The sequence below is a fragment of the Bradyrhizobium sp. Leo170 genome (assembly GCF_004296405.1).
In the GTDB taxonomy this organism is placed as follows: domain Bacteria; phylum Pseudomonadota; class Alphaproteobacteria; order Rhizobiales; family Xanthobacteraceae; genus Bradyrhizobium.
The window spans coordinates 16,800-31,563 of record NZ_PSRR01000064.1 but is presented as its reverse complement, the minus strand read 5'-3'; the positions used below and the strand labels follow the sequence as shown (position 1 = coordinate 31,563).

Sequence of the window (14,764 nt, the reverse complement as noted above, 5' to 3'; positions counted from 1 at the left end):
ACTTCGCCGTCCACTGATGTTGCGTTCGTCTATCGCAACACCCGCGTCCACCGCATCTCACCGCAACGTTCGTGACGATCGCGACCCGCCCCTCATCCGCCGTGAGACGCGCGGAGTCATAGTGCTGATTTGCCCGACGGCGAAAGCGGATTATTTTTCGCGTGAGGGATGGACACGTTTCTGCTGATTTGCCCGTCGGGTTGTTTTGTCGCAGCTCGTACTCCAACACACGCTGTCATTCCGGGGCGATGCGAAGCATCGAGCCCGGAATCCATCCAGCCGCAGAACACGCGGCGAAATGGATTCCGGGTTCGCGCTACGCGCGCCCCGGAATGACAGTGGTGGTCGTGGTTGGCGAACGGCGTCTACAGCCTGGTGCCGGCGTGGCAGATCGACTTCAGCGAGCGCCACTCTTCTGCGGTCAACAATGGCGGGCCGCTGGCGGGGCGGTTTTCGCGGGTCATGCGGGCGAGGCGGTCTTCGGTCATGGGGTGGCTTGCGATCAGCGACAGGGCCCTGTCGCCCTCCTTGCCGGTGATGCGGAACATCAATTCGCCCATCGGCTTGGTCGCCGGCCGAGCCGGTGCATGGTCTCGATCGCGAAGCTGTCGGCGTTCTGCTCGGCTTCGCGGGAATGCGACGCGTTCACCAGCGTCCGCGAGGCGAAGATCATAGCGCCGGAGCCGGTGATGTCGCCGAACAAGAGGCCCATCAGGAACGAGGTGCCGCCGTTGTGGATCATGCCGCGCAGGCCGTCGCGGTGCCGGAGATGGCCGAGCTCGTGGGCGAGGATACCCGCGAGCTCATCGACATTTTCGGCTTTCGCGAGCAGCCCATCCAGGACATAGACCCTGCCGCCCGGCAGCGCGAAGGCGTTCGGGATCGGGGTCGAGAACACGCCCGATTGCACCGAGGTATCCATGCCGGCGGATTCGCGCAGCGTGTTGACGAGTTTTTCAAACGCGCGCTGGCCGGCGGGGTTGTCGCACGGCTTGCCGTCGAACACCATCTTCACCTGGCTGTCGGCGACTTCGCCGAGCCGCCGCTCGAACGAGGCTGGCACCAGCGCCGCCAGCCGATCGGCCGCAAGCGGCACGCCGAACAGCACGACCAGGATGATCGACACGGTCGCCGCCAGCGACCAGCCGACAATGGTCGCAACGCCGCGGCCGCCGAGCATATGCTCGTCAAGCTTTTCGCAGCGCGCGACGAGCTCGGCCGCGAGCGCGGCGTCGCGGATTTCGAGCCGCGCCAGCGCGGCCGCGGAGATGCAGGCGAGCCGCAGCTTGCCGGACGGACTGTCGGCGCGGCGGATATCGGCATAAGGCCAGGCGGCGATCCGCTGTCCGTCCTCCTCGATCTCAAGCGTCTCGCCGAGGTGCAGCACGACCGTGCGCCGCTTGCTCGACGTGCCATCGAAATAGAAGGCGGTGTTCGCTCCGCTATCCATCACCCCGCTCATGGGTCAAAGACCCCCGACGTCGAGACCGTCGGCGAAGCCCTCGCCGAGCGCGTTGGCGAGCTCGCCTCGCGCGGAGACATTGGCCGCAGCCTCGATGCCATGGACGATCGTCGACCCCAGCACCTTCACCCAGAGATCGCGCATCAGATAGACGCGGATCACGACATTGATAGCCAGCGCGAACAGGAGATAGCCAAGACCAAGGAACACCAGGAACGGAATGCTCCTGGCAAATTCCTGGCTCGCGAAGAGTTCCTTGAGCGGCGTTGCGCTCATGCTGGCGACCAGCACCGCCGAGAGCGCGAGCCAGGCCGCGAAGACGAGGCCGAGCACGACGATCCACCCGATCACTTTCCAATAGAGCCCGATCAGCGCGCCGCGCTTCAGCGTCGATTCCAGCCGCACGCCGCCGAAGCGGATGCCGGACAGCCACCATCGCCATTCGACCGCTTTGTAGGCGCCGTAGATGAAGGGCGCGAGCGGCACGATGTAGACTGCCACCGGCACCAGCAGCCAGAGCCACCAGCCGCGCTTGAAGAACTCCCAGCCGCGCCCCTCGAAACTGCCTTGCAGGTCGCCATAGTAGGAATGGCGCATCTTGTAGCGCTCGAGCGCTGCGGCGCGCCACGGCAGGGCGAGACCGAGGGTGACGATCACCACGAGTCCCCACAGCGCCGAGAGCCCGGCATAGGCCCAGCCGGAGCCGCTCATCCAGAAGCGCACGCCGCGCCACACCGTCCGCGTCAGGCGGTAGCGGCGCGCGCGAAAGATCGCGAACTGGCCGAACAGATAGAAGAACGCCACCAGCGGAAGGCTGGCGAAAGCCTGGGCGCGCTCGGCCTCGAGGCCAACCAGGAAATAAGCAAGGTAAACAGGCACCAGGATCGCGAGTGCGACCAGAAAGCCGATCAGAAGCTCCTTGCCGCGGCCGGTATATTCGGCGGCGTCGCCGTCGATCTCGGTGTTCGACCAGAGATGACGGCGCATGTCGGTCGCCAGCCAGAACCGGTAAAAGCCGAGCGTGACGAATTCGAGCCCGGCGCCGCGCTTGACCAGCTCGAAGAATTCGCGGCGGCTGCCCGTGAAGGCCACCGGCATCCGCGGCGGAACAGACGGAGGCGGCGGTTGCGGGGGCCCAATCGGGGTCCAGCTCATCTCGTGCACGGGGATCAACTCCAGGCGGTGTCTGCGGATCGCACAGAACCACATATTTATCAAAGGAAGTGTGATCGAGATTTCACGGGGGAGTCGAGCGCGAAGCGATTCGCTTGCCGCGCAGATAATAGAGGTATCCCGTGCTGTCATTCCGGGGCGACGCAAAGCGTCGAACTATGATGTGCAATTGCACATCAGAGAATCCATTTCACCACTTGTGCAGGCGGAGAAATGGATTCCGGGCTCGCGCCAAGAGGCGCGCCCCGGAATGACGAGGGGTGATGTGTGGCGACAGCGCCGTAGCCCGGCTGGAGCGGAGCGTAACCCGGGGCCTCTGTAATCGTGGATACAGACCCGGGTTGCGCTTCGCTCCACCCGGGCTACGCGGCTGGGGAGCAAGGTCTTACCTCGCCCCGCTCTTCGCGGGGAGAGGTCGAAATCAAGCGCAGCTTGATTTCGGGTGAGGGGCTCTCTCCGCCCACGCATCCATCACCGTGTTCGCGGAGAGAGCCCCTCACCCCAGCCCTCTCAGAGCGAGCTTCGCTCGTCTCGGCCCCGCGAAGAGCGGGGAGAGGGAGAAAGAAAGCGCTACGCGGTCTTTTCGAACAGTTCGCGGCCGATCAGCATGCGGCGGATTTCGCTGGTGCCGGCGCCGATCTCGTAGAGCTTGGCGTCGCGCAGCAGGCGGCCGGTCGGATAGTCGTTGATGTAGCCATTGCCGCCGAGAAGCTGGATGGCGTCGAGCGCGCATTGCGTCGCCTTCTCGGCGGCGTAGAGGATCGCGCCGGCGGCGTCCTCGCGCGTGGTCTCGCCGCGGTCGCAGGCTTTCGCCACCGCATAGACATAGGCGCGCGAGGCATTCATCGTGGTGTAGATGTCGGCGACCTTGCCCTGCACGAGCTGGAAGGTGCCGATCGGCTGGCCGAACTGCTTGCGCTCGTGCACATAGGGCATCACCACATCCATGCAGGCCTGCATGATGCCGATCGGGCCCGCCGCCAGCACCGCGCGCTCATAGTCGAGGCCGCTCATCAGCACGTTGACGCCGCGGCCGACCTCGCTGAGCACATTCTCCTCGGGCACTTCGCAATCCTCGAACACGAGCTCGCAGGTGTCGGAGCCGCGCATCCCGAGCTTGTCGAGTTTTTGCGCGGTAGAGAATCCTTTCATACCTTTTTCAATGATGAAGGCGGTGATGCCGCGGGGGCCGCCGCTCGGATCGGTCTTGGCATAGACCACCAGCGTGTCGGCGACGGGGCCGTTGGTGATCCACATCTTGTTGCCGTTGAGTACGAAGCGGTCGCCCTTCTTCTCGGCGCGGGTCTTCATCGAGACCACGTCGCTTCCGGCGCTCGGCTCCGACATCGCGAGCGAGCCGACATGCTCGCCGGAGATCAGCTTGGGCAGATATTTCCGCTTCTGCGCCTCGTTGCCGTTGCGGCGGATCTGGTTGACGCAGAGGTTGGAATGGGCGCCGTAGGACAGGCCGACGGAAGCGGACGCGCGCGAGATCTCCTCCACCGCGACGCAGTGCTCGAGATAGCCGAGACCAGAGCCGCCATACTCCTCCTCGACCGTGATGCCGTGCAGGCCAAGCGCGCCGATCTTCGGCCAGAGGTCGCGCGGGAACTGGTTGGTGCGGTCGATCTCGGCGGCGCGTGGGGCGATCTCGTTGCTCGCGAAATCGCACACGGTCTCGCGGATCGCATCCGCGGTCTCGCCCAGGTCGAAATTGAACATCCGTTGCGTGTTGGGAATCATGGTGGGCGGCCTCCAGAATGGCTTGTTGCCCTAGGCTTATTCGCTGCCGAAGAGCTTGTCACGAGGGAGGTTTCTTCTTCCGCTCCCCGCACCGCCGTCATTCCGGGGCGACGCCACCGGGTCCGCGCGAAGCGCGGCCCGATGACAGGCTCCGCGTCGAGCCCGGAATCCATTTCTCGGCCCGCATATGCGGCTGAATGGATTCCGGGCTCGTCCTTCGGACGCCCCGGAATGACGGGGCTGGTAGAGATGAATTCGCGGAGCGAGCCGGAATTGCGGCCGCCGCAGGCCGGGCGAGGTGGAAGCCGATGCGGCCAAATGTGCTAAACTCGCCCTTGCCCTGCGCGGCGTGACGGGTTGTAATTCCCGGAAAATGCGCCCGACGGAACAACCGGACCGGGACGATCCAAGGAGATACGCCATGCACGGGACGGTCGATCGCCTCCAGCACGAAACCCAGGAGGCCGCCCGCGAGCGGGCTTATGCGATCCCGCTGGATCAATTCGATCCCAGCGCCCCCGAATTGTTCCGCACCGATTCGTTCTGGCCCTATTTCGACCGGCTACGCCGGGAAGAGCCCGTGCACTATTGCCGGGACAGCCTGTTCGGGCCCTATTGGTCGGTGACCAAATATAACGACATCATGGAGATCGAGACCAACCATTCGGTGTTCTCCTCGGCCGCCTCGCTCGGCGGCATCACCATCCGCGACATTGCCCCCGATTTGCGCCGCGAGAGCTTCATCGCGATGGACCAGCCGCGGCACTCGGCGCAACGGCGGACCGTGGCGCCGATGTTCACGCCGACCCATCTCGACGAGCTCGCGATCAACATCCGCAAGCGCTCGACCGAATGCCTCGACAATCTGCCGCGCGGCGACGTGTTCGACTGGGTCGACAAGGTCTCGATCGAATTGACCACCCAGATGCTGGCCGTGCTGTTCGATTTCCCCTGGGAGGACCGCCGCAAGCTGACGCGCTGGTCCGACGTCGCCACCACGCTCCCGGGCGCCGGCGGGCTGGTCGCGACCGAGGACGAGCGGCAGGCCGAGCTGATGGAATGCGCCAGCTATTTCTCGCGGCTGTGGAAGGAACGGATCGACCAGCCGCCGAAGAGCGACCTGCTCTCGATGATGGCGCACAGCCCGGCGACCCGCGACATGGACCCAAAGAACTTCCTCGGCAATCTGATCCTCTTGATCGTCGGCGGCAACGACACCACGCGCAACACGCTCTCCGGCAGCATCTATGCGCTGAATCGGAATCCGGACCAGTACCGCAAGCTGAAGCAGAACCCTGACTTGATCGACAGTTTCGTGCCGGAGGTGATCCGCTGGCAGACTCCGCTGGCGCATATGCGCCGCACCGCGCTCGCCGACATCGAGTTCCACGGCAAGCAGATCCGGAAGGGTGACAAGGTCGTGATGTGGTACGTCTCGGGCAACCGCGACGAAGAAGTGATCGAGCACCCCTACGAGTTCATCATTGACCGCGCCCGTCCCCGCACTCACATTTCGTTTGGCTTCGGCATTCATCGCTGCGTCGGCCTCAGACTTGCCGAATTGCAGTTGAAGATCATCTGGGAAGAGATCCTGAAGCGCTTCGATACGATCGAGGTGGTGGAGGAGCCGAAGCGCGTGTATTCGAGCTTCATCAAGGGATATGAGACGCTGCCGGTCCGCATCGCGAGCTAGCGCTTTTGGGAGTTGAGGCAATGAACGTGCAGACTTCAGTCAGGGTCGACAAGAACGAGCTAATGCGCCTGGCGCGCGAGGAGGCCTATTCGACGCCGCTGAAGAACTTCCACCCGGGCGCGCCAAGGCTGTTCCAGAACGACACGTGGCAGCCGTGGTTCGAGCGGCTGCGCAAGGAAGAGCCGGTGCATTATTGCACCAACGCGCCGATCGAGCCCTATTGGTCGGTCACCAAATACAACGACATCATGCATGTCGACACCAGCCACGGCATCTTCTCCTCCGATGCGAGCCTGGGCGGCATCGGCATCCGCGACATGCCGGTCGGCTACGACTGGCCGAGCTTCATCGCGATGGACCAGCCGAAACACTCGGCGCAGCGCAAGACGGTGTCGCCGATGTTCACGCCGACGCACCTGGACGAGCTTGCCAAGCTGATCCGCGAGCGTTCGCAGAAGGTGCTGGACGGCCTGCCGCGCAACGAGACCTTCAACTTCGTCGACCGCGTCTCGATCGAATTGACCACGCAGATGCTGGCGACGCTGTTCGACTTCCCCTGGGAAGAGCGGCGTAAGCTGACGCGCTGGTCCGACGTCGCCACCGCGCTGCCCAAGAGCGGCATCGTGGATTCGCCGGAGCAGCGGCGGAAGGAGATGGACGAATGCTACGCCTATTTCGCCAAGCTCTGGAACGAGCGGGTCAATGCGGCGCCGCGCAACGATCTGTTGTCGATGATGGCGCATAGCGATGCGACGCGGCATATGGACCCCGACAACCTCATGGGCAACCTCATCCTGCTCATCGTCGGCGGCAACGACACCACGCGCAACACCATGACCGGCTCGGTGCTGGCGCTGAACGAGAATCCGGAGCAGTACGAGAAACTCCGGGCAAACCCTGAATTGATCGATTCCATGGTGCCGGAAGTGATCCGCTGGCAGACGCCGCTCGCCCATATGCGGCGCACGGCATTGGTCGATACCGAGCTCGGCGGCAAGACGATCAAGAAGGGCGATCGCGTCGTGATGTGGTACGTCTCGGGCAACCGCGACGAGGAAGTGATCGACCGCCCCAACGAGTTCATCATCGACCGGCCGCGGCCGCGCACGCATCTGTCGTTCGGCTTCGGCATCCACCGCTGCGTCGGCATGCGGCTCGCGGAGCTGCAATTGAAGATCATCTGGCAGGAGATGCTGAAGCGGTTCGACCGCATCGAGGTGGTCGGTGATGTCAGGCGGATCTATTCCAGCTTCATCAAGGGATATGAGACCCTGCCGGTGCGGATTCCGGGGTGACAGGGACACCGTCATTGTGAGGCTTCGCTCCGCTCGCAATGACACCGTCGTCCCGGGCTTGACCCGGGACCCATAACCACGGGCCTTTGTCGTGTGCTCCGCTGCAACCGCTCGCTCGCGCCACAACAGCTTCCTGTGGTTATGGGTCCCGGCTCAAGGCCGGGACGACGGCAGGCCGCTATAAAAAGCCGGCATGACAGGGTGAGCCAGATGCGAAGGGAAGGCTGCGCGGGCTTGTCCTAAGTCTCCCGCTGGCGTTATGCCAGCTTGATGTCCCAGAGGCCTTCCTTGCGGCAGGCGGCGACCTCCTCGCGCAACAGCGTGGTGACGGCGGTGGTCGCGATCGAGGTGGGACGATCGATCGGAGAGGCAATGATCAGCTCGCGCGACAGCGGCTTTGCGATCGCCGCGATTTCCAGCCGGCCGTCGGCGACTTCGCTCCGCACCGACGAGGGCGGGAGCAGCGCAAAGCCAAGCCCCTCCTCTACCAGGCTGGTGAGCACGCGGAAGGAATCCGCTTCGAGCTGGACGTCGAGCTTGATCTTCTTCAACGCCGCGGCGTGCTCGATCAGGGCACGGAGCCCGTGCGAATGACTGGGCAGCACCAGGCGCTGGCGGAGCAGCCAGCCGATCTCGACCTGCTTCTTGCGCGACAGGCCGCAGCCGCGAGGGCCGACCGCGATAATCTGGTCGCGGCCGAGCGGCTGCGCCGCAAGATGCAGGTCCGCGGTGCGGCCGTAAATGATCGAAATATCCATCTCGCCGCGGTGCAGCCATTCGATCAGGTGGCCGCTATAGCTCTCGACGATCCGCAGCGAGATATCAGGGAAATTTTCCACGCAGCGGCGGGCGAAGCGCGCCGAGAGCACGCAGCTCACCGTCGGCACCAGGCCAAGCACCACGCGGCCCGAGGGCGGGCCCTGCGCCGACTGGATGTCGTCGCGGATCTGGTCGACCTGGCGGACGATGCCGGAGGTGCGCGCGAGCAAAAGGCGCCCGGCATCGGTCAGCACCATGCCGCGGCCGTTCCGCGTGAACAGCTCGGTGCGCAGCTCATGCTCGAGCAGCTTGATCTGCCGGCTCAGCGCCGGCTGAGCTATGCGCAGCGTGTCGGAGGCCTTGCTCAGGCTCCCGAGTTCCGCGACGCAGGTAAACGTCCTAAGCTGGCGGAAATCCATGCTTGCCAATCTTGGAATGCTACTTCATACGCTATAACAAAAGAGCATAGGGAGTTTACGCCGGTGCCACAATGGTCCGCCGAGCCTTTCAAATCCGCCATCCCTTAAACGAACGCGCCGGTGATTTCCGATGACCGCACAAGAACAACATGACGACTATTCCGACATCCGCGATGCGGTGGCAAAACTCTGCGCGCAGTTTCCCGGCGAATACTGGCGCAAGCTCGATCGGCAGATGGCGTATCCGAAGGAATTCGTCGATGCGTTGACCGAGGCCGGCTACCTCTCGGTCCTGATCCCCGAGGAATATGGCGGCGCGGGACTGAAGCTTTCCGCGGCGGCCGCGATCCTGGAGGAGATCCAGCGCGCGGGGTGCAATGGCGGCGGCTGCCACGCGCAGATGTACACGATGGGCACGGTGTTGCGACACGGCAATGCCGAGCAGAAGGCGAAATATCTGCCGAAGGTCGCGAGCGGCGAATCGCGGCTGCAGGCCTTTGGCGTGACCGAGCCGACCAGCGGCACCGATACGTCGTCGCTGAAGACTTTTGCAAAGCGTGATGGCGACCACTACGTCGTCAACGGCCAGAAGATCTGGACCAGCCGCGCCGAGCATTCCGACCTGATGATCCTGCTCGCGCGCACGACGCCGAAGGAGCACGCCAAGAAGCGCACTGACGGGCTGTCGGTGTTCATCGTCGACATGCGCGAGGTCAAGGGCAAGGGTCTGGAGATCCGCCCGATCAGAACCATGATGAACCACGCGACGACGGAAGTTTTCTTCACGGACATGCGGGTGCCGGCGGAAAACCTGATCGGCGACGAAGGCAAGGGTTTCCGCTACATCCTCTCCGGCATGAATGCCGAGCGCATCCTGATCGCGGCCGAATGCATCGGCGACGCCAAATGGTTCATCGCCAAGGCGACCAACTACGCCAAGGAACGCGCCGTGTTCGGCCGCCGATCGGCCAGAATCAAGGCATCCAGTTCCCGATCGCAAAGGCCTATGCCTCGATGCGCGCGGCCGAACTGATGGTGAAGGAAGCTACCCGCAAATACGAGGCCGGGCTCGATTGCGGCGCGGAAGCCAACATGGCGAAGATGCTGGCGGCGGATGCGTCCTGGGAAGCGGCCAATGCCTGCGTGCAGACCCATGGCGGCTTCGGCTTTGCCGAGGAATACGACGTCGAGCGCAAGTTCCGCGAGACGCGGCTGTACCAGGTGGCGCCGATCTCGACCAATCTGATCCTGTCCTTTGTCGCCGAGCACGTGCTCGGCATGCCCCGCTCCTACTGAGGTGAGATGCATGCTGCCGCTCGAGGGACTGACCGTCATCGCCGTCGAACAGGCGGTGGCCGCGCCGTTCTGCTCGTCGCGCCTGGCCGACGCCGGCGCGCATGTGATCAAGATCGAACGCCCCGAAGGCGATTTCGCCCGCGGCTATGACGCCGCCGCCAAGGGCCAGAGCAGCTATTTCGTCTGGCTCAACCGCGGCAAAGACTCTGTCGTGGTCGATCTTGCGACCAAGGAAGGCCGCAGTTCGCTGGAAGGACTGATCGCGGGCGCGGACGTGCTCTTGCAGAATCTGAAGCCGGGCTCGATGGACAAGCTCGGCTTCACGCTTGCGCGGCTGCGCAAGGATTATCCGAAGCTGATCTGCTGCACCATCACCGGCTATGGCGACGAAGGGCCGTATGCCAATCGCAAAGCCTATGATCTCCTGATCCAGGCCGAAAGTGGATTGGCCTCGATCACCGGCGGGCCGGAAGGCGCCTCGCGCGTTGGCATGTCGATCGTCGACGTTGCGACCGGCGCGACCGCGCATGCGGCGATCCTGGAAGCGCTGATTGCGCGCGGGCGCACTGGCAAAGGCGCCGACATACGCATCTCCATGTTCGACGTGATGGCGGACTGGCTGACGGTGCCGCTGCTCAATGCCGAGGACGGCAAGCCGCCGAAGCGCATGGGCCTCGCCCATCCCTCGATCGCGCCCTACGGCGTGTTCCGCTCCAGGGACGGCAAGGAGATCCTGATCTCGATCCAGAGCGAGCGGGAATGGAAGAAGCTGTGCGCCGAGGTGCTGGGCCAGCCGGAGCTGCCAGACGATCCGCGCTTTGCCAACATGGTCGAGCGCGTGCGCAACCGCGCGCTGACCGATAAGACCGTCGGTGATGCCTTCGCGAAACTGACGCGCGACGAGCTGCTGCAGAAATTGGCGGATGCTGACATCGCCTTCGCCGAGGTCAACACCATGGCCGATCTCGCACAGCATCCGCATCTGCGCCGGATCGAGGTCGACACGCCGAACGGCCGCGTCGCCTATCCGGCGCCGGCTGCGATTGTCGTCGGCGAACCGCGCCACTATGGCGCGGTGCCGGCGATCGGCGAACAGACCAGCGCCGCAACATCCTCTCCTGCCCGGGCCAAATCGTCATGAGCGAACAACTCGACCTCGAGCATCTGCGGCAATGGATCGGCCGCACCACTGAGGCTTCCGACATCGTTAGTGCGCAACTCGTGAAAGGCCTGCGCGCGACGCTGTTCCAGGAGATCGGCGAGCCGAAGACGGGCGATGCCGCGCCGTTCACGGTGCATTGGTGCCTGGCGCAGCCGGTGTTTCCGATGTCGCAGCTCGGCCCCGACGGCCACCCGACCCGCGGCGGCTTCCTACCGCCGGTGCCGCTGCCGCGCCGGATGTGGGCCGGCGGCGAGCTCGAATTCCTCGACACGCTGCGCGTCGGCGATGAGCCGAAGCGCACCTCGCGCATCTCCGACGTGAGCTTGAAGAGCGGCTCGTCCGGCACGCTGTGCTTCGTCTCCGTCCAGCACGAAGTGACGACCCCGCGCGGGCTCGCGATCCGCGAGCGGCAGGACATCGTCTATCGCGAGATGACGAACACGCCAGCAGCCGCGCCCGCGAAGGCTCCGCCCTCGCCGCCGGTCGCAAAGCACCGCGAGAGCCACATGGCCGATCCGGTGCTTCTGTTCCGCTATTCGGCACTGACCTTCAACGGCCACCGCATCCATTACGATCGCGACTATGTCACCAAGGTCGAGGGCTATCCGGGCCTGATCTTCCACGGACCGCTGCAGGCGGCGTTCATCATCGAGCTGGCCGCAAAGCTTCATGGCGGAAAGCCGCCGAAGAAGTTCAGTTATCGCGGCGTGCAGCCGCTGTTCGAAGGCAGCGAGTTCTCGGTCAATGCCAATGAGAATGGCGAAGGCCTGGAACTGTGGACGGCGAATGCCGAAGGACAGCCGACGATGAAGGGCATGGCGACGTGGTAGAAAGCCGTCATTGCGAGCGCAGCGAAGCAATCCATGCCTCCACGCGCGGATAGATGGATTGCTTCGCTGCGCTCGCAATGACGGAGTAAAACAATAAAGTTGGGAGAATCGCCTGATGTCGTCCCGCAAGCCAGCCGCCACGAACAGCAAAGCCGTCACGGTCAAGGACGCGACGTTCGGTTTGCTACGCGCCTTCGGCATCAGAAAGGTGTTCGGCAATCCCGGCTCGACCGAATTGCCGTTCCTGAGCGACTGGCCCGACGACATCGACTATGTGCTGGGACTGCAGGAATCCTCCGTCGTCGGCATGGCCGACGGCTATGCCCAGGCGACGCGGAACGCCGGCTTCGTCAACCTGCATTCGGCGGCCGGCGTCGGGCACGCGCTCGGCAATGTCTTCAATGCCTACCGCAACCAGACGCCGCTTGTGATCACGGCGGGCCAGCAGGCGCGCTCGATCCTGCCATTGCAGCCATTCCTCTACGCCGAACGCGCCACCGAATTCCCACAGCCTTATGTGAAATGGGCCGTCGAGCCGGCGCGGCCTGAGGACGTGCCCGGCGCGATCGCGCGCGCCTACTACATCGCGATGCAGCCGCCCTGCGGGCCGACTTTTGTCTCAGTGCCGGTCGACGACTGGAACCGGCCGACGCAGCCGGTCGAGGCGCGCCAGATCAGCCGCGAGATCGGGCCCGATCTGGCGGCGATGAAAGCGCTGGTCGCGGCGCTCGCCGAGAGCAAGCGCCCTGCCCTCGTGGTCGGCCCCGCCGTCGACCGCGCGCAGGCCGTCGATCTCATGGTTGAGGTCGCGGAGAAGACGAAAGCCCTGGTGTGGGCGAGCCCGTTCTCGGCGCGCTGCTCGTTCCCCGAGCGGCATCCGCAATTCGCCGGCTTCCTGCATGCTTCCCCCGGGCAGTTGTCAGAGGCGCTGCGCGGGCACGACCTCGTGGTCGTGATCGGCGCGCCGGTGTTCACCTTCCATGTCGAGGGCCACGCTGCGATCTTCGATGGCGCGACCACGCTGTTCCAGATCACCGACGATGCAAACGCGGCATCGTTCACGCCAGCCGGCAACAGCATCATCGGCACGGTGAAGCCGTCGCTCGCGATGCTGCTCGAACTGTTGCCCGAGATCAGGCGCACCGTGCCCGCGGGCCGCACGCTGCCGCCGGCACCCGCAGCCAGCGATCCGATCCCCGCCGAGTTCCTGATGCATTCGCTTGTCGCCGCGATGGGGCCGGATGACGTGCTGGTGGAAGAGGCTCCGTCGCATCGCCTGGCGATGCAGAAGTTCACGCCGATGCGCGGGCAGGACAGTTTCTACACCATGGCGAGCGGCGGCCTCGGCTACAGCCTGCCGGCCGCGGTCGGCATGGCACTTGGCCGCTCCGGCTGTCGCATCGTCTGCCTGATCGGCGACGGCTCGGCGATGTATTCGATCCAGGCACTATGGACCGCGGCGCAGCGCAAGCTGCCGATGACGGTGGTGGTGCTCAACAATTCAGGCTACGGCGCGATGCGCTCGTTCAGCCAGGTGATGCAGGTGCGCAACGTGCCGGGGCTCGAATTGCCCGATATCGATTTCGTCAGGATCGCCGAAGGCATGGGCTGCCACGCGGTGCGCGTGACGAAAGCCGCGGAGCTTCCGGCTGCGCTGAAACTCGGGCTTTCGCATGACGGCACGAGCCTGGTCGAGGTGGTCGTGGATTCCGCGGTGCCGCTGCTCTATACGCAGAAGAGCTAACGTTTCTCAGCACGAATTCTGCGTCCCCCACAGCACGGCCTGCCGACCCATCTCGTGCGGTCGCACAAGTCAGCTTGGTGTGCTCTCACCGATCAGTTTGAGATCGATCCTGTCGATCAGCTCAGAACGGGCCAACTCCGCGGCGCTGATGGCGGCCGACGTCTGTTGCAACGTACTGACATTCGATCCGAGCGATACGATTCCGCCCAATACCAGGGCTATCGATCCAATGGCAGCGACTTGATTAGGCCCGAACAGGCCGAGCACCATGGCGATCAGCAATGCGATACCGCCTGCGATTGCAACCTTCGAAACCAAAATGATCTTTCTGCATCGCTCGGCGACTTCGGCAAGCTGCTCGCGCCGAGCTTCGATCATTGAAATCTCGTCGATGGGCTCGTCTTCAGTCATCGAACTCAAGATCTTAATCCAGAGATCACGAATCTACCAGATTTTTACAAAGCAGACGATCTCCCAGCGCGCAAGCGGAGGAACTTGTCAAAAATGAAGAGAAACTGCAATCCGGAACTGTTGAACCCGGATCGCGTTAATCCTTCCCGCGGGCTGCATTTTGTCTCAGATTTTCACAACCGTTCATGGAGGTGACGATGCGAGCGATCATTGCGTTTGCCTGTCTTGCAATCCTCGCAAAGCCAGCACTCGCCCAACAGCCGCTCGACATCCAGACGCTTGCCGTCGGCCCTTGGACGATAGCGACAACATATAAAGCCGATAAGTTTGAGAACTGCACCATGACGCGATCCAGCGAGGGTCTAGGCATCATGTTCGTACGCAACCAGGAAGGCCTTCTGCTATCTCTCGATTCGCCCAAATGGAGGCTTGAACGGGGTAAGGCCTATTCCGTTCGCCTGTCTACGGGTTCGCGCTCGGTCGACGCGAAGGCCCTGGCGGAATCGAAATCAGTGACGATCGCGCTGGCCGACGCGCCGTTTAACGAGCGATTGCGAATCGCCAACGTTCTCGAAGTTCGAGGCGAAGGGATGACTCTCCGTCTGCCGCTAGATGGAAGTGCGGCAGCGCTTGAACGTCTTGATGTGTGTTTCGATAAGAATCTTCGACAGAGCCCGGAATCCAACCCGTTCGTTGCACCCACCAGAAGGCCTTGAGTTGCGCTGGTTAGTTGCCCTGCATTTTCTCCCTCTATCCGACTCTGCGGGCGGGTGTCGC

11 protein-coding genes and 2 pseudogenes are annotated in these 14,764 nt (G+C 63.8%); 8 read left to right on the top strand and 5 right to left on the bottom strand.

Annotated elements, in window-relative coordinates:
* On the top strand, nt 1–187 hold a 187-nt coding region (locus tag CWO89_RS46925), incomplete at its 5' end, for a hypothetical protein (protein WP_207234477.1).
* A gap of 178 nt (nt 188–365) precedes the next feature.
* Here CWO89_RS46925 and CWO89_RS13985 read toward each other — a convergent pair.
* From CWO89_RS13985 to CWO89_RS13975, 3 genes and pseudogenes are all read right to left on the bottom strand, one after another.
* Nucleotides 366–1,462: pseudogene (locus CWO89_RS13985) on the bottom strand (M48 family metallopeptidase).
* Between the two features lie 3 nt (nt 1,463–1,465).
* Nucleotides 1,466–2,617 (bottom strand): DUF898 family protein, encoded by a 1,152-nt coding sequence (locus CWO89_RS13980; RefSeq protein WP_130579316.1) that lies wholly within the window; start codon nt 2,615–2,617, stop codon nt 1,466–1,468.
* A gap of 588 nt (nt 2,618–3,205) precedes the next feature.
* Nucleotides 3,206–4,378 (bottom strand): isovaleryl-CoA dehydrogenase, encoded by a 1,173-nt coding sequence (locus tag CWO89_RS13975; RefSeq protein ID WP_130579310.1) that lies wholly within the window; start codon nt 4,376–4,378, stop codon nt 3,206–3,208.
* A 421-nt stretch (nt 4,379–4,799) separates the two neighbouring features.
* On the opposite strand from CWO89_RS13975, the gene CWO89_RS13970 reads away from it, so the two are divergent.
* Both CWO89_RS13970 and CWO89_RS13965 read left to right on the top strand, forming a co-directional pair.
* Nucleotides 4,800–6,071: a cytochrome P450 gene (locus CWO89_RS13970; RefSeq protein WP_130579308.1), complete on the top strand. Its 1,272-nt coding sequence runs from the start codon at nt 4,800–4,802 to the stop codon at nt 6,069–6,071.
* Nucleotides 6,072–6,091: 20 nt separating this feature from the next.
* Nucleotides 6,092–7,366 carry a cytochrome P450 gene (locus CWO89_RS13965; RefSeq protein WP_130579306.1) on the top strand — a complete coding sequence of 425 codons (1,275 nt, stop codon included), beginning with the start codon at nt 6,092–6,094 and terminating at the stop codon, nt 7,364–7,366.
* Nucleotides 7,367–7,623: 257 nt separating this feature from the next.
* Here the strand turns inward: CWO89_RS13965 and CWO89_RS13960 are convergent, their stop codons facing one another.
* Nucleotides 7,624–8,544, bottom strand: a complete 921-nt coding sequence (locus CWO89_RS13960; RefSeq protein ID WP_130579304.1) for a LysR substrate-binding domain-containing protein — start codon at nt 8,542–8,544, stop codon at nt 7,624–7,626.
* Between the two features lie 130 nt (nt 8,545–8,674).
* Here CWO89_RS13960 and CWO89_RS13955 point away from each other — a divergent pair.
* From CWO89_RS13955 to mdlC, 4 genes and pseudogenes are all read left to right on the top strand, one after another.
* Nucleotides 8,675–9,840 (top strand): annotated as a pseudogene (locus CWO89_RS13955) (acyl-CoA dehydrogenase family protein).
* Nucleotides 9,841–9,850: 10 nt separating this feature from the next.
* On the top strand, nt 9,851–10,981 hold the full coding sequence (locus tag CWO89_RS13950) for a CaiB/BaiF CoA transferase family protein (RefSeq protein WP_130579302.1): 1,131 nt from the start codon (nt 9,851–9,853) through the stop codon (nt 10,979–10,981).
* Complete coding sequence (locus CWO89_RS13945; RefSeq protein ID WP_130579300.1) at nt 10,978–11,832, top strand: HTD2 family dehydratase; 855 nt, start codon at nt 10,978–10,980, stop codon at nt 11,830–11,832. Before CWO89_RS13950 ends, CWO89_RS13945 begins: the two co-directional genes overlap by 4 nt.
* 115 nt (nt 11,833–11,947) lie before the next feature.
* Nucleotides 11,948–13,576, top strand: coding sequence for a benzoylformate decarboxylase (mdlC, locus tag CWO89_RS13940; RefSeq protein WP_130579298.1), 1,629 nt, complete (start codon nt 11,948–11,950; stop codon nt 13,574–13,576).
* Nucleotides 13,577–13,645: 69 nt separating this feature from the next.
* On the opposite strand, the gene CWO89_RS13935 is transcribed toward mdlC, so the two are convergent.
* Complete coding sequence (locus CWO89_RS13935; protein WP_130579296.1) at nt 13,646–13,987, bottom strand: hypothetical protein; 342 nt, start codon at nt 13,985–13,987, stop codon at nt 13,646–13,648.
* A gap of 197 nt (nt 13,988–14,184) precedes the next feature.
* On the opposite strand from CWO89_RS13935, the gene CWO89_RS13930 reads away from it, so the two are divergent.
* On the top strand, nt 14,185–14,703 hold the full coding sequence (locus tag CWO89_RS13930; protein WP_130579294.1) for a hypothetical protein: 519 nt from the start codon (nt 14,185–14,187) through the stop codon (nt 14,701–14,703).
* The last annotated feature ends 61 nt before the right edge of the window (nt 14,704–14,764 follow it).